Consider the following 25,317-nt stretch of genomic DNA (forward strand, 5'->3'; position numbering starts at 1 on the left):
GCATGATTGAACTGGATCAGATAGACAAGAAAGCCGCCTCGGTACTGGACGGTTACCTGGTCCGGAAAGACTTGGTCCGCACCTTCAGTCGCCAGTTTCCGGTCCCCACCTACGTTGTCGAGTTCATGCTCGGGCGCTATTGCGCCAGCACCGATCAAGAGGAGATCGACGAGGGACTCGAGATCGTGCAGCGCCAGCTCAAGTCCCGCACGGTGCGCGCCGGCGAGGAGGAGCTTTTCAAGGCCAAGGCGCTGGAAACCGGCGAGGTGAAGATCATCGACCTGGTGACGGCGCGAGTGGACAACAAGGGCGAGTACGTCGCCAGCCTGCCAAGCCTTCGGTTGACGGATGTGCGGATCAGCAGCGAGCTGGTCAACCAGCACGAACGCATGTTGACCGGTGGCTTCTATGCCGAACTGGGCGTGACGTTCGATGTGGCCATCGCCCAGGAGGCCAAAGGGCGTCCGTTTGGGATCACGTCGCTGCGGGAGATTCAGCTGTCCAAGCGCGACGTGTTGGACACCCTGACCAAGGCCCGTCAGGCGTTCACCACCGAGGAATGGAAGTGCTTTTTGCTCCGATCCATCGGCATTGAGTCAGGCGGGCTGAGCGACCGCCAGCGAAACGCCCTGCTCCTGCGCATGGTGCCCTTCGTGGAGCGCAACTACAACCTGGTGGAGCTTGGGCCGCGCGGCACCGGCAAGAGCCATCTGTTTCAGCAGGTTTCGCCCTATGCCCACCTGATTTCAGGCGGCAAGGCGACTGTGGCCAAGATGTTCGTGGAGAACACACCCAGGGGCCGTCGAGGCTTGGTGTGCCAGTACGACGTGGTCTGCTTCGATGAGGTGTCAGGCATCTCCTTCGACCAGAAGGACGGCGTGAACATCATGAAGGGCTACATGGAGTCCGGCGAGTTCAGCCGTGGCAAGGAGAGCATTCGGGCGGACGGCAGCATCGTCCTGGTCGGCAACTTCGACGTCGATGTGGAACACCAGCAGCGTGTGGGGCACCTGTTTGGCCCCATGCCGCCAGAGATGCGCGACGACACCGCTTTCATGGACCGCATCCACGCGTTTCTGCCGGGTTGGGACGTGCCCAAGATCAACAAGGACTTAGTCACCAACCATTTTGGCCTGGTCAGCGACTTCCTGTCCGAGTGCTGGAGCCAGCTTCGGAACCAGAGCCGGGTGAGCGAGTTGCAGAACCGTGTCTTCTTTGGCGGCGCCCTGTCTGGCCGCGACACGAATGCGGTCAATAAGACGGTCAGCGGCTTGCTCAAGCTGTTGTACCCGAGCTCGGATACTCCGGTTCCGGACGAAGACCTGGAATGGGCCGTTCGCATCGCCATGGAGGTTCGGCGCCGAGTCAAAGAGCAGCAGAAGCGTGTGGGCGCTGCCGAGTTTCGGAATACGCACTTCAGCTACATCATGGGCACCGACGGTGTGGAGAAGTTTGTGTCGACGCCTGAGCTGCAAAGCGACAACAGCATTGGCGGCGACCCGCTGGAGCCAGGTCAGGTGTGGACCATCAGCCCGGGTGGCGGCGAAGAAAACTCGGGCCTCTACCGCATCGAGGTCAATGAAGGCCCAGGCTCCGGTGTGAAGGTACTCAACAAGCCAATTCCACCCGCATTCCGCGAGAGCATCGGCTTCGCCGAGCAGAACCTATACGCCAGGTCCATGCAATTGGTGGGTGACAAAGACCCTCGGCAGCATGAGTTCACGGTACAGCTTCGGGCGTTTGACGCGGCGAAGTCAGGTGCCAAGCTTGGTGTGGCCTCTTTGGTCGCCCTATGCACGTCTCTGTTGAAGCGAAGCGTGCGTGGTGGCTTGATCATCGTCGGCGAGATCAACCTCGGGGGTTCGATCGAACCTGTCCACAACGCGGTCACGATTGCCGAGATCGCCGTTGAGAAAGGTGCGACGTCGCTGCTGATGCCGGTGGCGTGTCGGCGCCAGTTGGTTGACTTGTCCGACGACATGGCGACCAAGATCGACATCCAGTTCTACTCCGACGCCCGCGATGCGTTGTTGAAGGCCATGGCCGAATGACCCAAGAGGAAAAACACCATGGCACTTAACCTTGGCAAGGCGGTTATCGACTTCCTGACCGCACACCCTGAAGAGAAATTCTCCGCCCGACAGATTGCCGAGTGGCTCGTTGCGACCTTCCCCGAAGAGTGCAACGCCAAGAAGGCTAGCAGCCAGGCTCTGGAAACGGATGCCGACCTGCTGCAGCAGTTGGTGGCGGAGATTGGGTCTCAGCGCCCGCGCCTGCAGAAGAAGCACCCCAACCTCAAAACGACCGAGGGTCGCCCACGCAAGTACTACGTCTCGGAGAAATCGGATAGCGCTGAGGTCGCAGCAGCGGAAAACGTTGGTGTCGCGGCTCCGGTCGGCAAAGAGGAGGCAAAGATCGGGGAACACGGCCTGTACCCCTTGCTGGCAAGCTACCTCTGGGCAGAGTTCGAGGTGTACTCAAAGCGCATCGATGAGAAGCGCTCGTCCAACAAGCGCGGGCCCAACGGCAACCGCTGGCTCTATCCGGATCTGGTCGGCATGGAAGACTTGGGTGCAGACTGGCACCAAGAGGTCAAGGACTGCGTCAATCAGTATTCCGACAAGCGCACCAAGCTGTGGTCGTTCGAGGTCAAGCTGCTGATCAACCGATCCAACGTCCGAGAGTGCTTCTTCCAGTCCGTCTCGAACTCATCGTGGGCCAACTTCGGCTACCTGGTGGCCGCCGAGATCGAGGGCCAGGACACATTGAAAGAGCTGCGAATGCTGTTCGCAGCCCACGGCATTGGCCTGATCAAACTGGATGTCGACAACCCGTCTGAAAGTCAGGTTTTGATTCCAGCCAGGGAGCGCGGCGAGATCGACTGGGACACCGCCAACAGGCTGGCGACTGAGAACAAGGACTTCCTGGAATACGTGAAGCTGGTGAAGCAGTTCTATCAGACCGGCGAAGCACGTTTGGCCGACTGGGATGTGCCAAAAGAGGCCGAGTAGCCGCCAGGCTATTCGAGGGACGCGGTCACAGCGAGTTGTTGTTCGGCTCTGCTGAACTGGCCTTTCCAGACGTCTCGGCCGTCAATGCGCAGACGCTGAAGCGTCAACTGAAAGCCTTCACAGTTGCGCTCTGTCGCCGTCGCGAAGTCGCTGGTGTCGAATCTGGCTTCGCGAGCCAGGGTCGTCGCGGTGGACTTCATGGCGTACTCGAACAGATCGAGCAGGTTGGATTGTTCCTTCTCGTCGATGCCATGAGAAGCGATGTCCTCAATCACGGCCTTTTTGAATCTGTTGGTCATTGGCATTTCTCCGTTGAGGGAATGACATGAACGCGCTGTGCGGCGGTAAAGCCAAGCTCTTCTGCGCGCATTCGGCTCAAGCGTTGCGAAGTAGCAAGGCGACTTCAGCCTCTCGTCGCGTTACCAGCCCGGGGAGCACTTTTCCGCCGCCATAAATCCATCGCCGCAGTTCCTGCCCTGCAGCGATCCAGTCCCGCTGATTGATCCGTCTCCTCAGGGTCGATGTCTGAAGCCGCCCTGCGCCGAGGTTGAAGGTGAAGTCGACGACGGCAGCGAGTCGCTCCTCTGGCTCGGTGGCCAGCACCGGGCAGTAGCGAAGCGTGGCGGTGAGTGCCGTGCGCAGGTCCTGGCGCAGGTATGCCTCGCCCTCTTCCTCGTTGATCGGTGGATGGTCTGGCTTGCACAAACGCCCGTAGCCGATCGTCCAGTAGCCGGCTGGGCAGATGTAGGGATGCGCCCGGCGCATAGGATCTGACCTCGGAATTCGATGGAATCCCTCGAAGCGCTTCGCCAGAGCGATGGCTGCCTGGGGAATCTGGCTCATGGCCTCACCCGGTCGAACACGCGCCCGATGAACCAGAAGTTCAGCACGCCGGCCCACAGGGCTTGGTCGGCTTCGGTCCATGCGTGGAGAATGGCAACACCCCAGTCGGCACCGCCTTCGATGGCGGCCACGAAGGCGGCAGTCTTGGCAGCGCAATACAGCGCCATGAACCAGTAGGTGATGACGGGGCGGACGCTGCTCGACAGGGCGTCGGCCCATCGGACGCCAGTTTTCTCGCCTTGGGTGCGAACAGCTTCGCGCAGCGTTTCGATTGCGCCCACGTTCCACGCAGCATCGGCCCCGGCGCCGATTTCGTGCATGCGCTGCGCACCGCGTAGCTTCTCGAATTCGAGCGCCTTGTCCTGCATCGACAGCTCGTGCCCGCGTTCGCTCTTGCGGTCGAGCCACTTGAGTAGTTCGGGCGCCAGGCGGAAGGCGCCGCCGAGCAGGCCGCCGAGAAGGGTCTCGATCATTGGCCACCTCCGAACACCTTGAACTTGATGAGGGCGCCCGCCACCAACGCCAGCAGGAATCCGGTGGTGACCATCTTGATGACGGTCTGCCAGGCGGTGTGCTTGGCGGTGTTGAAGGCATCGAGCAGGCCGCGCAGTTCGCGGATGTCGTGGGCGGCGTCGTCACCGTCCAAGCCAACATCGGCCAGGGCACGTTTGGCACCGCGTTCGGCGGCGCGATCCAGAAGGTCTTCGAAGTCCTCCTTGCGCAGGAGGAGCATGTTGTCGACCAGTGCGGGTTTTTGTGGGTCAGTCATAGGGCGGGCTCCAGAAATGCAAAACCCGCCACTCGGGCGGGTTTTCGGGGTTCAGGGGAAAGCGATCAGATGGCGATGCCGGGACTCCAGCCGGTGGCCTTGTAGGCCGAGAGCACTGCCTCGTCCTCGATGAAGCAGAGCCAACCGACTTTAGGGATGTGGTATTCCCAGACGCCCGCGATGCGCGCCGCGATCTGATCGGTCTTACCGCTCCAGACGCCGGTTGCGCCAGCGGGAATGAGGTAACGGTCGCCGTTAACCGGGCTGGCAGGTGGTGTGGCCAGATCGCGGTCTTTGACCGACAGGCTGACGACAGCGCCCAGCCGCTTCAGGTTGGCATCCATGCCGGCACCCCAGCCGCTTTCGCCGAGCGTCCAGCCGTAATTGAGTCCCAGGTTCGGGTCAGTGATTGCGGGCATCAGATGCCTCCGTAGTACTTGTCATAGTGAAGTCCGTAGCCGGCACGCTCGAAGGCGATCGAGTGCTTCTGCAGGCTGATCACGCCCGAGCGGTTCGATTCGAGCTCGATGCGCAGCGCGGCGTTGGGTCGGCCAAGGGCGGAATCAGCGGTGTCGTCTGCCAAGGTGTAGGTCTGGCTGGCGCCGGTCAGGCCAGAGTAGGTGCGGCGCAGGCTGCCGGCTTCCCCGTAGATGCGCAGCGTGTACGTCACGCTGGCTTCGGGGCCGATGTTGCCGTTGGTCTGGGGCACCAGGCTCACCGTCTGGCTCAGCCGGTCCCGGTGCGCCCAGGAGATGACCAGGTCACCCTTGGCAACCGCCGGGTAGGCAACGTTGTTGATCTTCACATTGCCGGGCGGGTACGGCCGGTTTTGCCGGCGGTTCATGGCCAGGGAATCGGTCGGTGCCGATGCCAGCGCCAGCGTGCCTTTTCCGGTCACGGTGAGTAGTCGCGCGTTGACCGTTTCGCCAGCGGCGTACTCGGTCGGATCGACGCCCTGCGCGCCATCGGCGAACCAGATCCGGCTGCCGGCTGCGTGGCTGGTTGGCACGGTATCCATGACGCCACGGGTCAGGGTCAGGCTCTGCGTGGTCGTATTGATGGCCGTGACCAGGACGACCTCGTCGTTGATGTAGGCATAGCTCCCGGTTGCCACCAGATCAATGTCGAGTTCGCCGCTGTAGGTCGTCGTGCTCGTTACCTCTTGCGCAAGGCTGGTGGCGAGAACTGCCGTGGGGCAGAACTCGCCTTGGCCGCGCTGGTTGTAGGTCGTGGCCGAGTTCGTCTTGCTGTACAGGTCGTAGTTCAGCGCCCCTGGCGCGGGGCGGCCGCCCAGGGTCTGCAGGAAACAGTCGGTGGCATCGAGGTAGGCGAGCTCGGATGCAGACAGCGCGCGGGCCACGTCCCAGTACGGCGCTTCGACCAGACGCCGTGGTGTGGTCGCGGATGGCGCTGGCACCGGGTCGGTCCAACCGGTGGGCTGGGATGCGGTGTAGACCGCTGACGGCAGGCCGAACACATCCTCGACAGCGTCGATGCTGATGGCGCCGTTGGTGAGTGACCCGCCATCGACGCCGGCGATACGCATCACCAGACCGGCGATCCCGAGCGCAGGCCACTCCAGCTTGAAGACATCGCCCGGGTACAAATTCCAGGCCTTGCGGTTCACCTTGAGCCGCACCTTGGCGAGCGGCGTGGACACGGATGCCAGATCGCGCATCGCGACGCGGGCGGCGAGGTTGTCTGAGGTGATGCCGGGGTAACGGCGAGTTTGCGACACCACGGCGCCCTGAGCCTGGATATTGGCCAGATCCTGGACCGCGATGCTGGTCTCCTTGAACGTGTCCGGCTTGGTGTAGATGAGAACGATCTCGTTGGTCGTCTCACCCCAAGCAGCGCGCTGAAAGCTCTCCAGCTCGATGACGTTGTCCGGGTTCAGGATGGGGAGCGTCGCTACGGTGTAGTCCGCCCGCACCAGCTTCAGGACGAAGCGTCCCGTCGACGGTGACGTCGTGAGCACACCGCCGATGTGGTCCATCACCTCTTTGACGAACTGCTCGATCTTGCTCTGCTGCAGCCAGATCATGTTGAGCCCGAAGCCTTCGTTGGACAGCACATCAGCCGCCGCACGAAACGAGGCATCGTCGATGCTGGCCGTTGGATATCCCATGCCCCAGGCGGCATTCGTCAGGCATTCGTAGACGATGTGCGCTGGGTTGGCCGCGCCGTTGATCTCCGCCTTTGCTGAGTACCAGTCGCGGAAGCAGCGTTTGACGCGGACGGCCCACGGCTTGATGTAAGGATTGTTGGCGGCGATGTAGAGCTGGCGCAGGATCAGGCTCAGCACACCGCGATACGCGGGTTGAGGGGAGCCGATCTTCGACGCGAGGTAATCATTCGGCGTCTGCGCCGCTTGGCCGAACGCGGCATCGATGGCGCCGGAAATCCCGCCTTCGCGCTTTTCGCCACCGAACAGCTCGGGCATGCTGACCGTGATCCGGCCGCTGGCGGTGAGGTTGCCGCTCCATGCCTGGCGCTCGCCGACCTGGATCTCGGTGATGGCATCGACCGGCCCGTGACAGATCGCCAGATGCATTCCCAGGTAGTAGCGGTAGCCGACCGTCTGCGACTTGCTGCTACCGCCCATCGTTCACCTCGAGGCCAATACGTGCGCGGGCGGCGGCAACCACGTCTTCGGCCATGCTGTCCCCGGTTGCCAACAGCAGTGGCGCAGGCAATCCCTGGTCGATGAATTGGCTCCAGTCGAGCTGGTGCCGCGCGAACCACTCCCGCGCGCCGCGATTGCAGTAACCCAGGCTGCGCATGTCGCCGTGGGTCACCAGGATGTCGGTCATTTCTTTCCACCTTTCGATTTAATCGGTGTAGTGCGCAGATCGCCGTACCACACCACGTTGGCGCTCTTCACCAGCACAGTGCCGAACACGACGGGCACCGGGCGACCCTCATCGGCAGTCGGCGCATCGAAGTCTTTGAGCTCAGCAGCCTGGGGTTGCGGCGGTTTTGGCTGGAGCGCGTACTGGATCAGTGCGGTGACGATCCAGACGATGATTTGTGCCCAGGGCATACCGTCTACTCAGTAAATGGGGCTGCCGCCGAAGGGGTTCTTCGTCGGGATGAATGGGAAGCCGCCGAAATTGGCGCTGTTGCCAAACTTGGCCGCACAGGTCGCGAGAGTCCGGTCGCAACCGGGATACAGGTAGATCGTGTCGCCCACGGCGAGCCCGGGCGGCACGGCCGACAGCGTGATGACGTCCAGGTTGTGGGCAACGATCATTCGCTTCTCGGTGATACCGTTGGCCGCCCAAGTGGCAAAACCGCCAGCGAAATGACCCGTGGCATATCCGGCCGCAGACGGCACGCTCAGCAAGACTCCGGCGACGGACACCACGGTGCCCGGCACGCGATAGATCACCGCACTGGCCTGGCAAGACGTGCCGTAGAGCACATGCGGGCAATTGCGTTGGTAGAGGCGGCGCAAGCCGGTGCGCTGCAGGCTGGTGTAGACCGGCTCACAGTTGAGCTCGACCTCGGAACCGCGCCACTCGACGTTCAAGACGCGTCCCATCCACACCGCGACGGTTTCTGGATCATTCCGGTGCTGGCGATAGATGGTGAGCAAGGTCACCTCCGATGGCGGTGTTGCGATGAATGCCTGAGCAATCTCGACATCACGAGCCAGCGTGATCCGCAGGCCGGACCTCCCGATCTCGCCGGTCTGCTCGATGCTGCCGCGCTTCATCGGCACGGCCACATAGGCATAGGTGGCGTAGCTCGCGTCCTGCGCGCCGCTGGTATAGCGCCACGTAGAACCGCCACGGCGAAACTCGTACAGTTCGACCGGACTGCTGGCGTCCGTCGATACTTCTCTGCTGGCGTAGGTCATGTGTCATCCCGAATGCTTCTGACGGAGATCGATACCTCCGCCGTGTCGTCTGTCTGATGGGCGATCTCGATGGCATCGCTGTCCAAGCGCACCAGCTTCATGAACGACACATGGCGGATCTGTTCGGGAAGTAGCGCCGCGCCCACCACGCTGTCGATGGCGATGCTCTCAGTGCTTGGCGAAAGCGCCGTGGCACCGGTGATGCGCCGGTAGTAGCGACTGCCGGATGTCGTGGCGATCAGGATGTCGCGCCGCCCGATGGCGGCTGGCACATTGGCGGCGTAGGCGCGGTTCTCCACCGTGATGGCCGAGTCAAAGGCCCCGATCGGGCTCACCACCTTTAAGTCGGATTGAAAGCTGGGCATCCAGAATGCCGTCAGCCTGCCGGCGCGGGCGGCCAGCCATGAGCGGAACGCAGTGATCGCGGCACGCCCAGAGATCAGCCACCGATGCGTCCGGCGAACCGTGCCAACACCGGAAAGATCGTCGATGACGCGTCGGCCCGTCAGAAAATCCAGTTCATTCAGCTTGCGGGCGTAGTCTGTCTCGACGTCCTCGGTCCAGTTGGTGGCGGTGAGCAAGACGGGGTAGCCCCGGTAGTCCAATGTCTCTGTGGCTGCCGGAAGCAACCACTCGTCCTCAAACTGGAAGCGCAGCGTGGCTTGGCCGATGGCATCGCTCAGGTAGGTCAGTCCAAGGTCGTTCTGAACTCGGGCGGGCCGCACAGGCAGGATCTTGGTACCGACCGGCCAGGTAGAGTCCAGCGGGCTCTTGATCGTCAGGGACGTTGGCAGGACCGCCGTGATCTCGGCAAACTCCGACTCCATGCCCAGAACCAGTCCAACCAAACCGCCCACGGCAAAGTCCCGATTCGCGGTCGTCACGGCAATGGAGGTCGAGCCGGCTGGGATCGGTCCTGCCGCCAGCGCGACGTCGGTCCAGAGCGGTAGGCCAAAGACGCGCGCCTGCCATGACAGCAGCAGGTTTTCCATCTTCACCCGTTCGGTGTCGGAGCCGACCAAGGCGCTGTACTCAAAGCTGCGCCTTGCACCGGCACGCAAGCGCACGCGCTGCTCGAATCCGGCATGGGACTCCATCACATCCGTGAGCCATTCCAGCCGCTCGATGACCGGTTGCACCCAGTTCGGCGCAAAGATCCATCCGACGATACGGCGTCCGGTTGCGAGCAAAGCGGCATCGTCGAAAGCGAATGCGAACAGAAACGTCGCGTTCACGGTTGGCGGACCATTCGGCGTGACCGCGAGCGTATAGAGCCGCGATTCATTGGCGGCAAACACAGTGGGCGCGGGTGCCGGCCCGATCAGCGTCATGCCTTCTGCGCCGGTGGCGGTCAGGGACGCTAAGGTGTTCGGGGTCAGCCGTGCGTTCCAGACCTCGATCGTGCGGCTCTGCTCCGAGGCCAGACTGCCGAGGTTGATGCGCCCGGGCAGCAAATGCACCCGGAAGTAGTAATCCTCGAAGTAGCTCGGTACCTGGATGCCGGTCAGCGCCCGCTGCGCAGGAACCGTGATGTCGGTTGCGTAGCTTCGCGCTCCATTCTCCGCCCGTGGCGAATCGCTGGCGGTGTACGGATAGATGGCGGCAACCTGATACCCGTCGATGCTCAGGAGCGGGTTCAGTGAGCCAGCCTGGGCGCGATCGAGCACCATGCCTGACAAGACCGGCATGTCATAACTCTCGGTTGAGGTAAAACGGGAAGATCAGGGACCGTCGTAGCGCACAGCCATCGCGATGGTCCCGGAGTGAGTCGCGCCGTTGTATGGCGATGCGGCGCGACTCGCGGTGTTCTTGCGATACACAGGTGCAATGAACCAGCGCTCGGACCCAAGCGTGAGGATCTGCCCGTCGTCGATGTTGTCGTTGCGCGTCATCCGTAGATGCGGCAGTTCCGCGACGTGCGACCAGAAACTAGAGGGCTGCAACGCCATGATGTGGATGCGCGTAAGCACAGCTTCGCCGTTCCAGTTATTGGGCTGGGTCAGCAGCAACGTTGGTACTGCAATGGTGGCACGCGCGTTGTTCGGATTCGCCGTGGAGACGCCCACGGGGTTGTTCCACCAGCCGTGACCGTTGAAGTTCAGGTAGATCGAACTGTTCTGGACGCCTGTGGTGTCGTTGGACTGCCAGAAAGGTGCGCCAGAGGTGTTGCCGCCACCGCTGCCGGTGCTGCCATTGGAGTCGATCGCCACGCCCGCACCGGTACTGATATCAGACGTCGCAGTACCCCAGTGCCAGATGGCGTTGCCGAGCACACCAAAGCTGCGGGCTTGGCCAAGCGACAGCCATTGCCACCACATCACCTGATAGTTCACGGCCACGATGATGTCGTCCGGCGCCGTGTGGACGAAGATGTGGTACGTCACCGGATAACTCAGCAGCGTATTACCGGCTTGACCCAGCCGGTTGGTGATTCCGACCATCTTTGCCGCTGGCGTGATCAGCGTGGCGCCGGAGTAGCCGAGCGCCGCCTGTACCAAGAGGTTCAAGCCGCTGACGGTGAGGCGGCCATAGATGTCCCCCTTGTAGAGCATGCTGTTGCTCGCGTCCCAGGACCAACCGTGGTCGGTCCCTGCGGTGACGACGGCATTCAGGAGATCGCTGGCGCTGTTCGCCAGCCCAGTGACGTAGGGCATCAGGAGAGCTCCAGTGCGATGTAGTCGCCAAAGGACGTGCGGCCAACGTCTTGGATGACGACGTAGTTCTTGCCGTCGATGACGAGCGTGTTCTCGACGACGTTGTCGAAGCCGGTGATGTGGAATATCCCGTCCAGCGCGCCGTAGATGTTTGCGGAGTCGTAGAGCATTACCGGGTAGAGCGCGTAGGTGGTTTCTGCCGGCCGGCAGGCGTTGGCCATCGTCGTTTGGCCCCATGGCGTAGCGAGCGGCGCTTTCCAGGTGCCGTCGTTGAAATGCATCCGCAGGTTGTTGCGATTACCTTTCCACGGCATCGTGTGGGTCGTTTCGGAGTAGCGCGTGGCGGAGGCGCTGGTCAGCATTCCGGCCGCAAACAGCGGCTGGGGATATTGGCCCGGAGATGCGTAGGGGAAGAACTTGCCTATCCCGAAAGATTCGTAGACCGGTGTGCCGACCTTCATCGCCACATTCAGACGCTGACCGTTCACCGAGAGCCAGTAATCGATGCGCTGGTTGTGGGCGGGCACACCGAGCACGGGCGAGATACCCGGCTGGGTCAGGAACGAGTTAGCGGCGACATAGCCCTTCATGGTCGCCACCGCCAGGTTGTAGTAGTCCGCGTTGCTGTCCTGGTAGCAGTAGACGCCGCAGAAGATCTGCTCGGTGCCCGATAGTCCGGGCGCCATCATCAGCAGCTCCCGGTTCGTGATGGCCGTGTCGTAGCGGAGAATGGTCCAACCCTCGGCCAGACAGACGTCCCGGATCGTTTCGAGCATCTTGTAATGGGCGAGCATCGTCGAGTTGTCGACGAAGCCGGTGTAGGCCGTCATGTCTTTGGTCCTTGCTGGATTCGGTGTATCGATCAGCTCAATACCTGTCGCACGGCGCCGGCGTTGCGCTGCAGGATGTTGAGGATGGTTTTTTCGCCTGAGGAGGAGTTCAGGTAATCGGCGGCCATCGCAGGATCGATGACATTGACGATGCGCACTGACTGGCCCGGGGCCTGCGCCGGGGCTGCTTCGGGCACCAGACCGCCGGCGGCAAATGCCAGCGTCGGGCCTGCCACTCTCGGTCCGGCTGAGATGCCGTTGATCGACTTCAGAAAGGCCACACCGACACGCTTCACGGCTGCGGCGTTGACCACGTACTCGCCGGCGGATAGGCGTGCCGGGATCGAGTCGCTGGTAGATGTGCCCGGACCGGTCACGTAGCCGCCCGTCGCAAATCCCTTGAAGAAGGATGAAACCAGCGCGCCGAAGCCTCCCGTGCCGCCCGTCCCACCGCCCCCGAACAAACTCCCGAATAGCGATTCGGCGAGCTTCTGCGAGGCAATGCGGTTGATCGCCGCCAGCACGGATCTCGCGAAATCGGCGAAAGCGTCCTTCGCAGACTTGGCGCCGCTGCCGATGGCCTCGAACATCTGGGCGAACCCATCCTGGACTGCGCCGTCGATGGCCACAGCCACGTCGTCCACCACCAGCTTGACCTGGGCAATCTCGTTCTTCCACGCCTGCACGCGCGCCAATGCGTCAGGACCGATCGCCGTGGCGCTGGCCTCGAGCTGCGGCAGCAGAGATTCCAGGGTCACCCCGGTTTCCCGGTGCAGGGCCAGTATCTGTGCGCGTGCCTGCGACTCGGTCAGCAGGCCCGATTGGCGCTGCAGATTGATGGATTCCTCGGTGGCCCGCATGCGGCTGAGCGCGTCATTGAACTGGCGTTCATAGGTGGCCAGATCCGCTGCCGCAACCTTCACGTCGATCAGGCGCGCGACAGTGGCCACACCCTCGGTGTCGCCCTCGGCTCGGAGGCGCTCGATGAGTGACTGGTACTGGCGCTCTACCGCAGCACGACGGTCCTGACCGGTTGCAGCACCGGTGAGATCGAGCAACTCCTCCCGAACGCGGGCCAGTTCATCACGCAAGGAACGCTCGGCGTCGGCGGCCTTGCGCGCGTTGGCGACCTCGACATCGGCCCGCTTGTTGTTGAGCACGATGAGGTCGGCCTCGATCTTGGCCACCTCGGCACGGGCCTTGATCCGTGCGCCTTCGTCAGCACCGGACGCCGCGATGCGCTTCTGCTCGGCCAACAAGGTCTGTGTGCGTGCGATCTCGGCGTCGATCTCGCGCGTTTCCAGGGCCGTCTTGGCGGCGTAGTAGTCCGCCAGCGATATCAGCCGCCCATCGAGTGCTTCATCCAGGTCACGCGACTGCCGATCCAGCACGTCCTTGAGCAACTTGAGCTCGGCATCCGCCTGTGCCTTGGCCAGCGCCAGTCTTGCGGCCCCGTTGTCGCCGCTTGCCCGTCCGGTAGGCCGCAGCCGGTCGATCAGAGTGGGATCGGCAACAATCGCCGGCGCCCGTACCTCAATTGGCTTAGGATCGAATAGGCTGTCACGGAAATTGGCTAGCTCATCCAGACGCTGGACCAGACTGCCCTTGAGTTCCGTGATGATGGCTTTGGCACCGGACACGTTGCCGGATAGCGCCTCGACAGCGGCCGCCATGCCAGCCCCGATCGCTTCGCCCAGCGCTACGAATGCCTTGCCTACCGTGGCGGCACCCAGCGCCAGGGTTTTCAAGACCAGCACCACGCCATCCAGGATCGCGCGAAGCGAGCCTCCTTGTTTGGCCGACTCCACCATCCCGTTGGCCATGTCGTTCATGGCCGGCAGGAATGCTTCGATCACTCGGTTGCCGATGCTGGTGATCGCCAGTCGCACCTTGGCGAGCGAGTCGTTGAACACCTCGGCCTGTGCAGCGGTGTCGCCACCAATCTGCACGCCCAGGGCTTGCAACTCCGTCGTCAGCGCCTCGACGCCATCACGCCCCTGGTTGAGGAACGGGATGAGGTCGGCGCCCGATTTGCCGAAGAGATCCACCGCGAGCGCGGTCTTCTGGGCACCATCGGGCATTGCCTTGAAGCGGTCGGTCAGGTCGAGCAGGACCTGATCCGTCGCGCGCAACGTTCCGTCCTGGTTCTGAATGGAGACGCCGACCGCAGCGAATCCTCGCGCTGCCTCGTCCGATCCGGTGGCCGCATCCAGCATGCGGGTGGCGAGCTTGCGCAAGCCACCTTCGAACTTTTCTCCCGAGACGCCGGCGAGATCCGCGACTGGGATCAGGGTGGAAAGCGACTCGACAGTGATCCCGACCCGCTGCGACAGCTTGGACAGCGAGTCCGCCGAGTCGAGCGAGGCCTTGACCATCGCGCCGAGACCGGCCGCCGATACGGCAAGTCCGAGCGTGCCGAGCAATCCATTGATGGATCGCGCCGCGTTGCCCAGGTCACCCAGATTGCGCTTGATGGAATCGAAGGCGCCACGGGTCTGGTCGACGGCAGTGATCAGCAGTTGTGCGCGGTTGTTGGCCATCAGGATTTCGCCAGTTCTTTCTGAATTGCGCCTGCCAAACGCGGCAGGGACCGCTGGACAGCGCCGGTCAGGTCCAGCCGCCGCTTGAGGGAGACGGACTTGACCAGCACGGCGATCGGAATCTCCTGGCCGCGTTTGATCTGTTTGGCGCCAGTGCGAGCGCGCTCGGCCCGCTTGAAGCGGGTGAGTTGGGAGGCGTTCTCGCGGATGTTCTCGGCCATCAAGATGACCTTGCCGTTCTTCTCGACGAAGAACGCGTTGCCTGATCGCAGCAAGCCATCGACCACTGCCTTGAAGCGCTTAGGCCCGATCCGTCCAGGAAGCAGCGGGATCAGCAGATTGCCGGAGACCGTGCCGCCTTTTTCGTGCAAACCCAGCCAGGGGATCTTGCTGCCCACCAGCAAGGCCGGCAGGCGATCGGTCTTCTTGTCCAGCACCTTGGCCTGCATTGAGGAGACGAAGCTGTTGCGCTTGACGTTGAAGGCACCGCGCATCTGCGTGCGTGCCGCGTCGCGTACTTCGCGGCCACCGGATTGCATACCGCGCTTGAGCGCCGCCCGGATGGCATCGCGGCGCTCGGTGGACCAGGCATTGAATTGCCGAGCATCGAACAGTCCTGAGGCGGTCAGATCAATCTTCACGATCGAGCTCCCGCTGTAGCCGTTCGATGGATCGCTTGTCGCCTTGGCTGGCCACCGCCGTCACCCCAAGAAGCAGACTGGCGTGCTCACGGTCACGATGCATTTCGGCATCGAGAAACGCAGTCATCTGCGCGAGCGTGTAGTCCAGGACATCCGGCAGCCGGTGTCCGGCATGGATCAAACGGTGGATGGCGTGAGCCCAGCCAAGGGACCGCTCATTTGAGCGTTGATCCGGGCGGCGGCGTGCTGGATCGTCGGCACCACCCGCTGCACGAAAAAATCCGCATTCACCTCAAACAAGGCGGTGGCCAGTCGGATGGCGTCGTCCATCGCCAGCCCTGAGACCCACTCCTGGGGACGGCGTGAGGCCACGGCGATTGCCGTGATCAGCGCGTCGCCGTTGTCCGCCAGGAGCGCCAGCCAGTCCGGATCGCCGTCGACCAATCGGTGCGCGAAGGGTCGAACCGCAGCGAGCAGCGCCGGGATCTCGCCGATGCGAATGGGCGTGATCGCCAGCACGATCTCCGCGATTTCCAAGGTCAGCGGGGTGGGTGGAAACGCGTCGAAGTCGTTCATCACTCACCTCACAGCAGCACGATGCGGCCGAACTGGCCAAGATCGCCGGCGGCAGGCTTCAGAGTGTCGGCCAGCACCTGGCCCGACAGCTCGAACTTGAGCAGTTCGTCGGTGATGACCGAAAGCTCCTTGGCCGGATTGATTGCCACGCGGTAGAGATCGATCACGACTTCGCGGTTGCCGTCAGCCGTGTTCAGTCCCTCGAAGCGCAGCCAGCGCTCGGGCAGCGGTTGGGTGAACATCGCCGTGCTCTGGGCCGCGCCGAAGGCGTAGTCCACCTTGAACGGCTCCACGTAGGGGCCGCCGGTGGTCTTGTCGTTGATCGCCAGCGAACCATGCTTGGCGTTGAGGGTGTACTGGCCTGCCGGCAGCGTCTTGGGGGTGGCGGTGGAATCCTTGACCACCACTGTCGAGACGTTCTGCTTGGCCAGCAGGTAGAGACTGCCAAGGGTGACGGGGTTAGGCAGCACCTCGGCGGTCACCGTACCGCTGACCTGGTCGGTGGTCGTGCCGTACAGCGCCAAGCCCAGGTTGACCGCGATCAGCTCTTCCAGCGTGCAGGCGAACTCACCCTTCTTGGTCTTGATCAGCTGCAGGTCGGTCAGGCGCTGGCCGCTGGTGGACTCCTGGTGTTCCAAGGTTTCAACCGAGAGAGAGACTTTGAGCTCGGGCACATTGCCCACGTAGCTCAAACCCTGGGGCTTGCCGGTGATGTCGCGGGCGCCGATGTAAACGCGCCCTTGTCCAGAAAAGTAAGGCATGGTCAGTCTCCCTTGCGTGCAGTGGGTTGAGGTGTGCCGATCGGCTCATCGAGTCCGTCGGTGGCTTTGGCGACGCCGGCGTCGATCAGCCAGCGTGCAGCGGCCTCGTCGAGGACGAGCAGATCGCCCGGCGCGAAGCTGACGCCGGCATGGGTATGGGGTTTCAGTAGTTCGATGTTCATGTCGGGCTATCCAGGTCGGGTCAGATCAAGTGCGTGGGTGCGGTAGCGGATCTCGTAGCGAGCAGGCAGCGCCACGGCTCCGGCGTCGGCGTCCTCCGGGTCCCACTCGCAATCCACCTCGCGCAGGGCCAGCGCCAGACCGCCAAGGTTGGTGTCGCTCATTAGGGCTGCGTGGGCGGCGACGACGGCCAGATCGGCTTGATCGAAGGCATCGTCCCCACGAGCCACGGCTACCAAACGGACCATCAGCAGCCGGTCGACGAGGTTGTTGGCATGCGCGGTGATGCTGTCGCCTTCGGCAAATAGCAGCAGCGCGGGGCTGGCTTCCCGCGTCACCGGCACGGTCGGAAAGCGCAGCACCGGCATGGGCGCCACTCCCGCAGCGAGACGAGCGACGACCTCCCGCAAGATGCGCTCGCGGATGGAGTTCATGAGCGGGAGTCCTCAGAGTCGAGAGAGTGAAGCGCGCCGTTCGCTGCCGTCGCCGATGCTGCGGATATCGCGGACGCGATACGTGTTGCCAGCGATGGACACGGTGTTACCCGCTGCCAGGGCAGGCAGCACCGAGGCTGGAAAGCGGATCGTGTAGTCGGCAGACAGGGCGAGCCCGTCGAGGACGCTCTCGTCCGGAGAGCGGAAATCGACAGCGATGGTGTGGCTATCGATTTCCGCATCCACCAGCAAGCCAGACCGGCTAGCGGCCTCATAGAAGTCCTCGATGCGCACCATCACACCGTCAGCTTCACGAGCACACCCGGGCGGTGGCACATGGGCAGCGGGTTGGACTGGGTATGCAGGTCGGTGCCGCGATCGAACTTGCGCGGCTCCTGCTTGGCATAGAGCGTCTGCCCGATGGTGTTGACCGTCTCGTTGAAGTCAGCCGGCGCGAAGTAGGTACCGAAGGTATCCACCGTGCCCAGCGGGAAGGCATGGGCCTCGCCAGCCGCGATAAAGCGACGGGTGGTGCCGGTGGGATCGGTTGCCTGCCCGCGATACTCCTCGAAGGTGATGCCGGCGTAGGTGAAGCCACGGCGCACGTCGTTGATCAGGATGGCACCCTGCTGCCAGTTCTCGAACGCTTTCTCGACCTTGGCATGGCCGGTCAGGGCGGCGAAGAACTCGGGTGAGCACAGGCAGTGCACACCGGTCATGAATTCGCCCTTGAGGTTGTCCTCGATCGCGGCCAGGGTCGCGAGGCATTTCGCCTTCACATTGGTGCCGGCATTGCCGAGGTCATAGGCGATGGTCTGCGGCGTGATGTCGAACTCGTCGAACAGGTCGTACAGCACGGAGCTATCGGCATCCAGGATGACGCCCTTGAGTGCACCCATGCGCAGGTGTTCCAGCGTGATCGCGTGCTTGTTACGCATGGTCTCCAGGTGGCGCGCGATGACGCCCGCGACGGCTTCCGTTTCAGTCTCCGAGCCAAAGGCGCGGATTCCCTGAACCTCTTCCGGCAGGACGACGTCGTCATGCGGGATGTGGGGGATCACGAACGAACGCAAGGTGCGCTTACCGCGCACACCGATCGTGCCCGGGGCGCCCGGCGGCAAGGTCGGCAGCAGGTTCAGTACGCCGTTCATCTCCTCGACGATGACCTGTCGCTGGCGCACCGGCTTGGCCGGCATCAAACCGAGATCCTCGATGCGGCCATAACGGTTGGGAAGAATGTTGATGGCCGCCGTGAGCGCTGCCATCGAGAACGCGGGATTGGTAAAAGGGTTCTGCATGGTTGTCTCCTAACTCAGGCGGCGGTTCGGACGAGGACGCCACGCGCTTCGATCTGAGCGATCGCAGTGGCCTTCTCGGTGGGGGTGATGGCGACCGGCCACACCAAGGCATGGCTAGCGACGATGGCGTGGCGGGAGATAAGCAGCGCGTCTTCCCGGTCGATCAGGGTCGCGTCCACGTCAGCGGCAAGCACGCCGACCGCGTTCTCAGTGCCATCGGTGGCGGCCGGGTCGAGTGCTTTCAGCTTGCCGGTCGTGCTGTCGCGGCCGACGATGGCGCCGAGCTGCAGGTTTTGCCCGGCAGCGACAGTGGCCAGGTCGCGTGAATAGAGATTCGGCGCCTCGTACTTGAGGAGATCACCGAGGTTGTTGGTTTCCTGAATGGCAGACATGGCTTACTCCTTCGTGGCGAGTTTCTTGACGGCGGCAACGACCGGGCTGCTCTCCGGTCGCACGGTGGTTCCCGCATCGGCGGTGATGCGCGAGGTAATCTCTGGCTGTTCAGCGCGAGCCTCGAGCAGTGCGCGGCGGACTTGGGCCTCGTTCATGCCGGATGCGAGGAATTCCGCTGTGCGCTGTGGCGTGCCTGCGATCAGGCAGATCTCGGCAATGGCTTGTGCCTCGATCCGGCCGTTGGCGTGCGCACCGACGAGCGATGCAGACACGGGCGGAGTAGCGGGTTCTTGCGCTGGGGTGTCTGCCGGGTCTGGCGTGGTCTCCGGCTCGGATTCGTCCAGAGGGGGCTGCTGTTCGTGATCGGTCATGGTTCTCTCCAAATGAGACTGTTGTTGGCTGGAAATCTGCGGGCGTGCGTTCCGTGAAGCAGGCGAGGCACGGGCGAGCGGGCCGCGCTTCGCGGCGCCCGTACTGGGTGTCGCCAGCCGGCGTTGCGCATCCAGTGCGTTGGAGAACTCGATCAGGACCTGATCGAAACTCATCACCGCGTCAGCCAGGCCTGCCGTCACAGCAGCCTCGCCGAAGAGCAGACCGGCTTCGGTCGCCCGCACGGCATCGCTGTCCAGAGCTCGCATTTGCGCGACCTGGCTGACGAAGATCCCGTAGAGCCGATCCACTTCCGACTGCAGGGTGGAAGCCGCCTGCGGCGACAACGGCGCATGAGGAGAAAAGTCGTTCTTGTGGTGACCGGCGTAGATCGCGGTGAAGTCGACACCGTCCTTGGCATCCTTGACGGACTGGTCGACGTGCAGCGCAATGACACCGATGGAGCCCACACCTGCGGTTTGCGACAGGGTCAGGCGCGATGCGGCGGCTGCAATCGCGTATGCCGCCGAGTACGCCGAGTCGTTGGCATGCGCCCAGACCGGCTTGATGTCGTTGGCGGCGCGAATCCGCTCGGCCAGCTCAAACACGCCACCCGCTTCGCCACCAGGGGAGTCGAGGTCGAGCAGGATGCCGCTGACCTGTGGGTCCGCCAGCGCAGCGTCGAGGCGTGCGGCGATCTCGCCATAGGAGGTCAGGCCAGACGCCGCCTCCAGTCCCATCGCTCGTCGTACCAGGGTGCCGTGCACGGGAATGATCGCGATGCCGGGCTGCCCGACCGCAGTGCCGCCTTTCGTAGTGGGAAGCGGGACGGCGGCCTCGATCTCGGGCAGTCCGATGCGTGGACCGAGAACGGACAAGATCACGTCCAGTTTCGAACGAGCAATAAGAAGCGGCGTCCCGTAGAGACGGGACGCCAGGTGTACGAGCTGCATGTCAGTTGTCCTGGGGTTCTTGCGCCGGAGCCGGGGCGGCCGTCGCGATGGGCGCTTTGTCGTGGCGCGGGTCGGAGTCGAAGACCAGCCCCAGCTCATCGGCGCGTTGGTTGTCGGCCGCGATCTCCCGGTCGATGTCTTCAGCGTCGTAGCCGAAGGCGGAAATGGCTTCGGAACGTGAGAGCAGTCCGGCGCGAATCGCGGTGAGCATCGCGTCGAACTCCTTCTTCGGATCTACCCACTGCCAGCCCTGCGGAATCCACTTCGCGGCCAGGTATTCCCGCTTGCGTTCGACAAATCCCGGCAGATCGAGTGCACCTTCGAGCGCAGCCTGTTCCATCCATGCGCGCCAGATCGGGCGGCAGAGCTGGTGGACGATTACGCCATGCTGGATCGCTTCGCAGCGGCGACGAAACTCCAGCAATCCGGCGCGGATTGACGAATAGTTCACCTGCGTCAGATCACCGGTGAGCATCTCGTAAGTGATGCCCATCGCGGCAGCGACGGCCCGGAACTGCATGCGCAGGAATTCGGCGTAGCTGGCACCGACGTCTGCCGGTTGGCTGAATTTCACGTCCTCGCCAGGTTCCAGTAACTGCATGGTCCCGGGTTCCAGTCCTGCCAGGGACACGCCGTTGGCGTCCGCCAGCCCTTCGCCCATGAGGGTGTCCTCGGGCGCCAGGCGGGTGATGAAGCCCGCGAACATCGCCGCCGTCTTTTTGCGCACCAGTTCGGCGTCGTCGTACTGATCCAGCTCATTGAGTTTGACCAGCGCCCGCGCCAACCACGGCTCGCCCCGGATCTGGCCAGGGCGCAGCGGACGGAACAGGTGGATGATCTCGGAGGCAGGCACGCGCACGGTGTCCATGCCACCCGTGCCGGACATCGGCGCCAAGGCGCCATCACCGGGGTGCGAGCGATACAGGTGGTAGGCGACGCGGCGGCCGAGCCGATCGAACTCGATGCCGGCCCGAACCACGTTGCCGGAAGGTAGCTCCAGGTTCATCGTCGTGGGCAAGTGTTCGGGTTCGAGCAGCTGGAGCTGGAGACCAACCGCCAGACCGTCTTCGGGTCGGCGATAGCGCAGCCGCACCAGTGCCTCCCCGCCTTCCAGCATTGCCCGGCAGGCGAGTGCTTGCATGCCGTAGAAGTCGGTCAAGCCGGCTGCATCGGCATCGCTGCACCAGTCCCACCAGAGGGCGTGAATGGCTTCCCGCAGTGCGTTGTCCGAAAGCATCGACTGCGGCTTGATCCCCGTGCCGATCGCGTTGGCGACGAAGGCCTCCACGCCGGCGGCCGCCCACGCGTTGCGTCGCACCAGATCGCGGCTTTTGGCGCGGAGCTCGTTCTGGGTGAAGGCCAGCGCGGCAACGGCACCAGGATTTCCGACCTGCCAGGCGATCGCACGTCGACCACCGCCGATACCGTCGTAAGTCGGCGACGGGCCGCCAAACATGCCGCGCCGAAGTTTGGAGAACCAGCTCATCAGGTGGCCTTCCGGGTCGTGACGCGGATCTGGCGCGGGGCACCTGGCCACAGTCCGGTGGCCACGGCGTCTTCGAACAGGCCGCGCTTGACTTCGCGAATGGCGGTAGCCAACTCCTCGACGGTGCGGTACTCGATGGTCTTGTCGCCGAAACTCACGCGGCGCTCGCCCTTGGCCAGTGCGGCTTCAAGCGCATCGAGTTGGGACTGGGTATAGGCCATCAGCGATACACCACCAGGTTGATCTCGGTGGAGTCGGCAAACGACGTCGCCATCGTGGCGCAGGAGACATCGACGTACTCGGCAGTCTTCTGGTCGGCGCTGGCACGCGCGATTGCGATGCGCTGCGTGCCGCTGTCGGTGCTGCTGCGGGCCAGTGCAACCCAGCAGTAATCGGCATCCGGCATTGGCTGCGTGAAATGGACGCGGTAACGACCGGTCGCCAGGCGTTCCACGCTCACCACGTTGCGAGCGCCATGCATCACCATCTGGTCGTTGACGTAGCCGAAGCTCACCCACGCGCGAGCAAGTCCTGGATGAGATGCATCGATCTTGGTCTTCACTTCGATGCCGATGCGCGCGGCGAGAGATGCGATGCGGTCGGAAAGCGACATCAGACCAGTGCTCCCTCAAACACGGCGACGAAGTCGGTGTCGGCATCGCCGATGGCCGTCAATGCAACCGCGCCGATGTTCGATCTGGCCTGCTGCTGCTCAATGACGGTCAGCGTCTGCGCGGCATCGAAGCGCACGCGGTTGTTGACAGCGGCAAGCAGCGCATCGAGGCCGCTGGTACCGTCCTGTAGCAACTGCTGGATCTCTACCAGCGTGTCGTAGGCAGCATCGGCACCACCGAGGATCTCGGCCTTGAGCGTGTCGAGCAGCGTGACGATCTTGGTCGACGAGTAGGTGGTGGTCAGCGCCACGTTGGCGTCGTCGATACCGGTCCCGCTGAGAACGGCCGACTGAAGCTCATTGATGGCAGCCACCAGACTCGATTTGTCGGTCGTGGTCAGGCTCGCCAACGTGCCGGTCTTGCCGTTGAGCGTGTTGAACTCCTGGGCGATGCGAATCACCAGGCTCTCGATACGGGTCTGCAAACTCATGGGATGTCCTTTGTCGATCAGGAGAGCCAGCGGCTGCGCACCAACTGGCGTGCGCGGCGACCTGGCCCAGAAACGGCGAGGCCACCGCGTTGGGTGGCCTCGTCAGTCGTTGTGGTGGTCACGGGGTCGGGCGGATCTGCCATCCCCAGTTGTCGCTCCAGCTCGCGCCAATGGCGTTCGTCGAAGCGATCCAGTCCCGCCGCTGAAGCGGCTGCGCGGGCGTAGACGTAGCAGTCCAGCGCCTCGTTACGCTCGCGCATCTTTTGCCACTCCCGGATGGGAAAGCCATTCCGGTCGCGTCGGGTGATGAGTTGTTCCGCGCAGAGCTGCTGGATGAACTCCGCGTCCACATGCGGCAGATGGATGAATCCGGCCGGATAGATCGCGGTGATACCGTCCTCGGCCACATCCGCCGATTTGCGCAGGTTGTTGTAGAGCTCGAGCTTGGCAATGCCGACGGCGACCGAGAACACCTTGATGCCTCGGCGCAGCTTCTTGCCGCCCTTGGATATATCCACGGCGGTGGGGGTCCCGATCAGTGCCGCGCCGCGCGCGACACCTTTGATGGCCATGACGCGCGGGTCGCGACTGGCCCGCACGAAGGTATAGGCCTCTTGGGTGGCAAAGCCAGTGTCTAAGGCGAACCGTGCCAGCGGCATCGCCGCGCCGGACGCATGGGTCCAGTTCTCCGCGAGCAGATCCGCCAGTTGTTTCCAAACCGCATCCCGCGCGGTGTCGCCCATCAAGACGCGATGCTCGATCAGCCATGATTCCTTGCCGCGCCCGAAGGCCCAGATGGAGGCTTCGATGCGATCCTTCTGGACATCCGCGCCGCCCACCAGCAGGAGTCCACCGGGAGGAATCGAACCGACCGGGTAGTCCTCGCGCCGCTCGACGAGGCGTTGCCAATCCGGTGCTTCGCCTTCCTCGACCCAGGTCTCACCCAGTTCGGTGTTCTTGAACGTCTTGATGGCCGCCGCAGAACCCGACTCCTTGCTCACAGCCAGTTCCCAGGCGACGGCGATCTCGCGCCAACCGCGCCAGCCGACCGGGCTGTAGAGTGACGACAAGTGAAAGCCAGCCGTCTTGGCGCCATTCTCTGGTGCCAATGCGCGCCACTCGCCGTGTTCCAGCATCCAGGTCTTGTGGTGCTCGGAAATCGGCGCATCGCAGGATTCGCAAACATAGGCGGCGCTTTCCGGCTGGCCTTTCTCCCACCGCAGTTGTTCGAAGCGCAGCCACTGCCGGTGCGAGCAGTGTGGGCAGGGCACAAAGTAGCGGCGCTGATCGGATGCCTCATATTCCCGTTCGATGGCGCTCGCGCCCGAGATTGTTGGCGTCGAGACGATGAAAATCTTGCGTCGCGCGAAGGTTCGGGTACGCGCTTCGGCCAGTGAAATCGCGTCGCCTTCACCCTCAACGTCAAGCGGATAGCCGTCCACCTCGTCGAGGAACAGGTAACGCACTGGCATCGACCGCAGTCCGACTGCGCTGTTGGCGCCCGTCATCACCAGGACGCCGCCCCGGAACTCCTTCGCGAGAATGGTGTTGCCCGAGTCCCGGCTCCTGGCCGGTGCGATTAGCTCTGCAAGAACGCCCGACTCCTCGATCAGGGGATCGATCCGCTGCTTGGAGTTGCGCTTGGCCATCTCGACTGTCGGCCAGACCGCCATCATCGGGCCGGGCGCGTGGTGGATGACGTAGCCGATCCAGTTTGATCCCATCTCGGTCGCGCCGAGCTGAGCAGCCTTCATGAACACAACGCGCTCGACCGGGGATGTCGGCGACAGGCAGTCCATGATCGCCTTTAGGTACGGCGTGCGACTGGTCCGCCAGCGGCCCGGTTCGGCGGACGCTTTGCTGGAAAGCATCCGGTGCCGATCCGACCATTCGGATACGGTCAGCAGTGGGTCTGGCGTCAGTCCTTCTCGCCAGGCGCGCTCGATTTCCGCCGCGCCTTCGTAATCCACGTCCAGCATCAGTCCACCCGAGGACGCAATTCGCCCAGCTCTTGCAGGTGCTCGCGCACTGCGGCTTCCAGTGCCACGTGCATGGCATGCGGATCGACATCGAGCCTGGCAGCCATCTGCGCCGAAATTCGCGCGGGCCAGTTGAGCCAGGCATCGCGCTCGGAGCGCGCCAGCTTGAACACATGCGCGATGGCCTGTGGGCGATCGACCAGTTCACCTTTCAGGCGGGCCAGTCGCACCTTGTTAGTTTGCGCCTTGACCACTTCATTGACCGTGCGGGCTTGGAGCAACGACGTGCCACCAGTGGGTAAGGCGGCAGGCCCATCGTTCGGCGGTGTGCTGGCGTCCGGCACGACCACTTTGGCCGCCTTGGCGCGGGTACCTGCCTTGGGCACATCGGAGTTGCGCGCCCACTCGCGATCCGCCCGGTCGGCATCGATGGTTCCGTCAGCCTCCGGCGTGATGCGCCCGGCGCGAATCGCCTTGTGAACAGCAGTGTCGGTCACGCCACGGTGCCGGGCGTAAGCGCGTATCGAAATGCCCATGGTGAGAACCGGTGGCCCCTTCAATCATTTGATCGTCATTCCTCTGGATTGAGCTTGGCTTCCCTCTGGAACAGCGCGTTCATGCCATCACCATCCAC

31 protein-coding genes are annotated in these 25,317 nt (G+C 63.4%); 2 read left to right on the top strand and 29 right to left on the bottom strand.

From position 1 onward, the window contains the following. Positions 1–2: 2 nt before the first annotated feature. Together brxL and ACO2Q2_RS05690 are read left to right on the top strand one after the other, a co-directional pair. Positions 3–2,051, top strand: a complete 2,049-nt coding sequence (brxL, locus tag ACO2Q2_RS05685; protein ID WP_423254811.1) for a BREX system Lon protease-like protein BrxL — start codon at positions 3–5, stop codon at positions 2,049–2,051. A gap of 18 nt (positions 2,052–2,069) precedes the next feature. Then, a complete protein-coding gene (locus tag ACO2Q2_RS05690) occupies positions 2,070–3,011 on the top strand; it encodes a COG2958 family protein (RefSeq protein ID WP_423254812.1) in 942 nt (313 codons plus the stop codon). Between the two features lie 8 nt (positions 3,012–3,019). Here the strand turns inward: ACO2Q2_RS05690 and ACO2Q2_RS05695 are convergent, their stop codons facing one another. The 29 genes from ACO2Q2_RS05695 to ACO2Q2_RS05835 all read right to left on the bottom strand — a co-directional run bounded on the left by ACO2Q2_RS05695 (position 3,020) and on the right by ACO2Q2_RS05835 (position 25,219). Next, positions 3,020–3,310 (bottom strand): hypothetical protein, encoded by a 291-nt coding sequence (locus ACO2Q2_RS05695; protein WP_423254813.1) that lies wholly within the window; start codon positions 3,308–3,310, stop codon positions 3,020–3,022. Positions 3,311–3,386: 76 nt separating this feature from the next. Beyond that, positions 3,387–3,854, bottom strand: coding sequence for a lysozyme (locus tag ACO2Q2_RS05700; RefSeq protein WP_423254814.1), 468 nt, complete (start codon positions 3,852–3,854; stop codon positions 3,387–3,389). After that, positions 3,851–4,327 (bottom strand): hypothetical protein, encoded by a 477-nt coding sequence (locus tag ACO2Q2_RS05705; RefSeq protein ID WP_423254815.1) that lies wholly within the window; start codon positions 4,325–4,327, stop codon positions 3,851–3,853. Before ACO2Q2_RS05705 ends, ACO2Q2_RS05700 begins: the two co-directional genes overlap by 4 nt. After that, entirely contained in the window at positions 4,324–4,623 is a 300-nt protein-coding gene (locus tag ACO2Q2_RS05710) for a DUF6127 family protein (protein WP_423254816.1), read from the bottom strand. Before ACO2Q2_RS05710 ends, ACO2Q2_RS05705 begins: the two co-directional genes overlap by 4 nt. A gap of 65 nt (positions 4,624–4,688) precedes the next feature. Then, positions 4,689–5,042, bottom strand: a complete 354-nt coding sequence (locus tag ACO2Q2_RS05715; RefSeq protein WP_296844169.1) for a DUF2793 domain-containing protein — start codon at positions 5,040–5,042, stop codon at positions 4,689–4,691. Continuing rightward, positions 5,042–7,228 carry a phage tail protein gene (locus ACO2Q2_RS05720; RefSeq protein WP_423254817.1) on the bottom strand — a complete coding sequence of 729 codons (2,187 nt, stop codon included), beginning with the start codon at positions 7,226–7,228 and terminating at the stop codon, positions 5,042–5,044. Before ACO2Q2_RS05720 ends, ACO2Q2_RS05715 begins: the two co-directional genes overlap by 1 nt. Then, positions 7,218–7,436 (bottom strand): hypothetical protein, encoded by a 219-nt coding sequence (locus tag ACO2Q2_RS05725; protein ID WP_296844171.1) that lies wholly within the window; start codon positions 7,434–7,436, stop codon positions 7,218–7,220. Before ACO2Q2_RS05725 ends, ACO2Q2_RS05720 begins: the two co-directional genes overlap by 11 nt. Further along, on the bottom strand, positions 7,433–7,666 hold the full coding sequence (locus ACO2Q2_RS05730; RefSeq protein WP_296844172.1) for a hypothetical protein: 234 nt from the start codon (positions 7,664–7,666) through the stop codon (positions 7,433–7,435). Before ACO2Q2_RS05730 ends, ACO2Q2_RS05725 begins: the two co-directional genes overlap by 4 nt. 9 nt (positions 7,667–7,675) lie before the next feature. Beyond that, the gene (locus tag ACO2Q2_RS05735) at positions 7,676–8,485 is read right to left on the bottom strand and encodes a phage BR0599 family protein (protein ID WP_296844173.1); all 810 of its coding nucleotides are present in this window, start codon (positions 8,483–8,485) and stop codon (positions 7,676–7,678) included. Then, entirely contained in the window at positions 8,482–10,173 is a 1,692-nt protein-coding gene (locus tag ACO2Q2_RS05740) for a hypothetical protein (RefSeq protein ID WP_423254818.1), read from the bottom strand. The genes ACO2Q2_RS05735 and ACO2Q2_RS05740 overlap by 4 nt, the downstream gene beginning before the upstream one ends. Positions 10,174–10,206: 33 nt before the next feature. After that, a complete protein-coding gene (locus tag ACO2Q2_RS05745) occupies positions 10,207–11,139 on the bottom strand; it encodes a hypothetical protein (RefSeq protein WP_423254819.1) in 933 nt (310 codons plus the stop codon). Beyond that, positions 11,139–11,969 (bottom strand): hypothetical protein, encoded by an 831-nt coding sequence (locus ACO2Q2_RS05750; protein WP_423254820.1) that lies wholly within the window; start codon positions 11,967–11,969, stop codon positions 11,139–11,141. Before ACO2Q2_RS05750 ends, ACO2Q2_RS05745 begins: the two co-directional genes overlap by 1 nt. A gap of 32 nt (positions 11,970–12,001) precedes the next feature. Next, the gene (locus ACO2Q2_RS05755; RefSeq protein ID WP_423254821.1) at positions 12,002–14,509 is read right to left on the bottom strand and encodes a phage tail protein; all 2,508 of its coding nucleotides are present in this window, start codon (positions 14,507–14,509) and stop codon (positions 12,002–12,004) included. Beyond that, positions 14,509–15,150, bottom strand: a complete 642-nt coding sequence (locus ACO2Q2_RS05760) for a DUF6441 family protein (RefSeq protein ID WP_296844178.1) — start codon at positions 15,148–15,150, stop codon at positions 14,509–14,511. The genes ACO2Q2_RS05755 and ACO2Q2_RS05760 overlap by 1 nt, the downstream gene beginning before the upstream one ends. Beyond that, a complete protein-coding gene (locus ACO2Q2_RS05765; RefSeq protein ID WP_296844179.1) occupies positions 15,140–15,331 on the bottom strand; it encodes a hypothetical protein in 192 nt (63 codons plus the stop codon). The genes ACO2Q2_RS05760 and ACO2Q2_RS05765 overlap by 11 nt, the downstream gene beginning before the upstream one ends. Then, the gene (locus ACO2Q2_RS05770) at positions 15,328–15,726 is read right to left on the bottom strand and encodes a hypothetical protein (protein WP_423254822.1); all 399 of its coding nucleotides are present in this window, start codon (positions 15,724–15,726) and stop codon (positions 15,328–15,330) included. The genes ACO2Q2_RS05765 and ACO2Q2_RS05770 overlap by 4 nt, the downstream gene beginning before the upstream one ends. Positions 15,727–15,734: 8 nt before the next feature. Then, entirely contained in the window at positions 15,735–16,487 is a 753-nt protein-coding gene (locus ACO2Q2_RS05775) for a hypothetical protein (protein WP_423254823.1), read from the bottom strand. Positions 16,488–16,489: 2 nt separating this feature from the next. After that, positions 16,490–16,669, bottom strand: a complete 180-nt coding sequence (locus tag ACO2Q2_RS05780) for a DUF7210 family protein (RefSeq protein ID WP_423254824.1) — start codon at positions 16,667–16,669, stop codon at positions 16,490–16,492. A gap of 6 nt (positions 16,670–16,675) precedes the next feature. Then, positions 16,676–17,101, bottom strand: coding sequence for a hypothetical protein (locus ACO2Q2_RS05785; RefSeq protein WP_423254825.1), 426 nt, complete (start codon positions 17,099–17,101; stop codon positions 16,676–16,678). Between the two features lie 12 nt (positions 17,102–17,113). Further along, entirely contained in the window at positions 17,114–17,398 is a 285-nt protein-coding gene (locus ACO2Q2_RS05790; RefSeq protein ID WP_423254826.1) for a head-tail joining protein, read from the bottom strand. Beyond that, a complete protein-coding gene (locus tag ACO2Q2_RS05795) occupies positions 17,398–18,399 on the bottom strand; it encodes a major capsid protein (protein ID WP_423254827.1) in 1,002 nt (333 codons plus the stop codon). Before ACO2Q2_RS05795 ends, ACO2Q2_RS05790 begins: the two co-directional genes overlap by 1 nt. A 14-nt stretch (positions 18,400–18,413) precedes the next feature. Beyond that, on the bottom strand, positions 18,414–18,791 hold the full coding sequence (locus ACO2Q2_RS05800) for a head decoration protein (protein WP_239901885.1): 378 nt from the start codon (positions 18,789–18,791) through the stop codon (positions 18,414–18,416). Between the two features lie 3 nt (positions 18,792–18,794). Next, the gene (locus ACO2Q2_RS05805; RefSeq protein WP_423254828.1) at positions 18,795–20,114 is read right to left on the bottom strand and encodes a S49 family peptidase; all 1,320 of its coding nucleotides are present in this window, start codon (positions 20,112–20,114) and stop codon (positions 18,795–18,797) included. A 1-nt stretch (position 20,115) separates the two neighbouring features. Further along, positions 20,116–21,600, bottom strand: coding sequence for a phage portal protein (locus ACO2Q2_RS05810; RefSeq protein ID WP_423254829.1), 1,485 nt, complete (start codon positions 21,598–21,600; stop codon positions 20,116–20,118). After that, positions 21,600–21,821 (bottom strand): phage head-tail joining protein, encoded by a 222-nt coding sequence (locus ACO2Q2_RS05815; protein ID WP_324566900.1) that lies wholly within the window; start codon positions 21,819–21,821, stop codon positions 21,600–21,602. The genes ACO2Q2_RS05810 and ACO2Q2_RS05815 overlap by 1 nt, the downstream gene beginning before the upstream one ends. After that, a complete protein-coding gene (locus tag ACO2Q2_RS05820; RefSeq protein ID WP_423254830.1) occupies positions 21,821–22,213 on the bottom strand; it encodes a hypothetical protein in 393 nt (130 codons plus the stop codon). Before ACO2Q2_RS05820 ends, ACO2Q2_RS05815 begins: the two co-directional genes overlap by 1 nt. After that, complete coding sequence (locus tag ACO2Q2_RS05825; RefSeq protein WP_296844189.1) at positions 22,213–22,704, bottom strand: hypothetical protein; 492 nt, start codon at positions 22,702–22,704, stop codon at positions 22,213–22,215. The genes ACO2Q2_RS05820 and ACO2Q2_RS05825 overlap by 1 nt, the downstream gene beginning before the upstream one ends. 17 nt (positions 22,705–22,721) lie before the next feature. Continuing rightward, the gene (locus ACO2Q2_RS05830; protein WP_423254831.1) at positions 22,722–24,683 is read right to left on the bottom strand and encodes a phage terminase large subunit family protein; all 1,962 of its coding nucleotides are present in this window, start codon (positions 24,681–24,683) and stop codon (positions 22,722–22,724) included. Continuing rightward, a complete protein-coding gene (locus ACO2Q2_RS05835; RefSeq protein ID WP_324566907.1) occupies positions 24,683–25,219 on the bottom strand; it encodes an elements of external origin in 537 nt (178 codons plus the stop codon). The genes ACO2Q2_RS05830 and ACO2Q2_RS05835 overlap by 1 nt, the downstream gene beginning before the upstream one ends. Positions 25,220–25,317: the final 98 nt, after the last annotated feature.

Origin of the sequence: Dyella sp. KRB-257 (genome assembly GCF_049445995.1) — a bacterium.
Lineage (GTDB): Bacteria > Pseudomonadota > Gammaproteobacteria > Xanthomonadales > Rhodanobacteraceae > Dyella_A.

What these genes read in the sequence shown, in the direction of transcription:
- brxL (WP_423254811.1), top strand. Translation starts at nt 3, where the DNA reads ATGATTGAACTGGATCAGATAGACAAGAAAGCCGCCTCGGTACTGGAC.
- ACO2Q2_RS05690 (WP_423254812.1), top strand. Translation starts at nt 2,070, where the DNA reads ATGGCACTTAACCTTGGCAAGGCGGTTATCGACTTCCTGACCGCACAC.
- ACO2Q2_RS05695 (WP_423254813.1), bottom strand. Translation starts at nt 3,310, where the DNA reads ATGACCAACAGATTCAAAAAGGCCGTGATTGAGGACATCGCTTCTCAT.
- ACO2Q2_RS05700 (WP_423254814.1), bottom strand. Translation starts at nt 3,854, where the DNA reads ATGAGCCAGATTCCCCAGGCAGCCATCGCTCTGGCGAAGCGCTTCGAG.
- ACO2Q2_RS05705 (WP_423254815.1), bottom strand. Translation starts at nt 4,327, where the DNA reads ATGATCGAGACCCTTCTCGGCGGCCTGCTCGGCGGCGCCTTCCGCCTG.
- ACO2Q2_RS05710 (WP_423254816.1), bottom strand. Translation starts at nt 4,623, where the DNA reads ATGACTGACCCACAAAAACCCGCACTGGTCGACAACATGCTCCTCCTG.
- ACO2Q2_RS05715 (WP_296844169.1), bottom strand. Translation starts at nt 5,042, where the DNA reads ATGCCCGCAATCACTGACCCGAACCTGGGACTCAATTACGGCTGGACG.
- ACO2Q2_RS05720 (WP_423254817.1), bottom strand. Translation starts at nt 7,228, where the DNA reads ATGGGCGGTAGCAGCAAGTCGCAGACGGTCGGCTACCGCTACTACCTG.
- ACO2Q2_RS05725 (WP_296844171.1), bottom strand. Translation starts at nt 7,436, where the DNA reads ATGACCGACATCCTGGTGACCCACGGCGACATGCGCAGCCTGGGTTAC.
- ACO2Q2_RS05730 (WP_296844172.1), bottom strand. Translation starts at nt 7,666, where the DNA reads ATGCCCTGGGCACAAATCATCGTCTGGATCGTCACCGCACTGATCCAG.
- ACO2Q2_RS05735 (WP_296844173.1), bottom strand. Translation starts at nt 8,485, where the DNA reads ATGACCTACGCCAGCAGAGAAGTATCGACGGACGCCAGCAGTCCGGTC.
- ACO2Q2_RS05740 (WP_423254818.1), bottom strand. Translation starts at nt 10,173, where the DNA reads ATGCCGGTCTTGTCAGGCATGGTGCTCGATCGCGCCCAGGCTGGCTCA.
- ACO2Q2_RS05745 (WP_423254819.1), bottom strand. Translation starts at nt 11,139, where the DNA reads ATGCCCTACGTCACTGGGCTGGCGAACAGCGCCAGCGATCTCCTGAAT.
- ACO2Q2_RS05750 (WP_423254820.1), bottom strand. Translation starts at nt 11,969, where the DNA reads ATGACGGCCTACACCGGCTTCGTCGACAACTCGACGATGCTCGCCCAT.
- ACO2Q2_RS05755 (WP_423254821.1), bottom strand. Translation starts at nt 14,509, where the DNA reads ATGGCCAACAACCGCGCACAACTGCTGATCACTGCCGTCGACCAGACC.
- ACO2Q2_RS05770 (WP_423254822.1), bottom strand. Translation starts at nt 15,726, where the DNA reads ATGAACGACTTCGACGCGTTTCCACCCACCCCGCTGACCTTGGAAATC.
- ACO2Q2_RS05775 (WP_423254823.1), bottom strand. Translation starts at nt 16,487, where the DNA reads ATGCCTTACTTTTCTGGACAAGGGCGCGTTTACATCGGCGCCCGCGAC.
- ACO2Q2_RS05780 (WP_423254824.1), bottom strand. Translation starts at nt 16,669, where the DNA reads ATGAACATCGAACTACTGAAACCCCATACCCATGCCGGCGTCAGCTTC.
- ACO2Q2_RS05785 (WP_423254825.1), bottom strand. Translation starts at nt 17,101, where the DNA reads ATGAACTCCATCCGCGAGCGCATCTTGCGGGAGGTCGTCGCTCGTCTC.
- ACO2Q2_RS05790 (WP_423254826.1), bottom strand. Translation starts at nt 17,398, where the DNA reads ATGGTGCGCATCGAGGACTTCTATGAGGCCGCTAGCCGGTCTGGCTTG.
- ACO2Q2_RS05795 (WP_423254827.1), bottom strand. Translation starts at nt 18,399, where the DNA reads ATGCAGAACCCTTTTACCAATCCCGCGTTCTCGATGGCAGCGCTCACG.
- ACO2Q2_RS05800 (WP_239901885.1), bottom strand. Translation starts at nt 18,791, where the DNA reads ATGTCTGCCATTCAGGAAACCAACAACCTCGGTGATCTCCTCAAGTAC.
- ACO2Q2_RS05805 (WP_423254828.1), bottom strand. Translation starts at nt 20,114, where the DNA reads ATGCAGCTCGTACACCTGGCGTCCCGTCTCTACGGGACGCCGCTTCTT.
- ACO2Q2_RS05810 (WP_423254829.1), bottom strand. Translation starts at nt 21,600, where the DNA reads ATGAGCTGGTTCTCCAAACTTCGGCGCGGCATGTTTGGCGGCCCGTCG.
- ACO2Q2_RS05815 (WP_324566900.1), bottom strand. Translation starts at nt 21,821, where the DNA reads ATGGCCTATACCCAGTCCCAACTCGATGCGCTTGAAGCCGCACTGGCC.
- ACO2Q2_RS05820 (WP_423254830.1), bottom strand. Translation starts at nt 22,213, where the DNA reads ATGTCGCTTTCCGACCGCATCGCATCTCTCGCCGCGCGCATCGGCATC.
- ACO2Q2_RS05825 (WP_296844189.1), bottom strand. Translation starts at nt 22,704, where the DNA reads ATGAGTTTGCAGACCCGTATCGAGAGCCTGGTGATTCGCATCGCCCAG.
- ACO2Q2_RS05830 (WP_423254831.1), bottom strand. Translation starts at nt 24,683, where the DNA reads ATGCTGGACGTGGATTACGAAGGCGCGGCGGAAATCGAGCGCGCCTGG.
- ACO2Q2_RS05835 (WP_324566907.1), bottom strand. Translation starts at nt 25,219, where the DNA reads ATGGGCATTTCGATACGCGCTTACGCCCGGCACCGTGGCGTGACCGAC.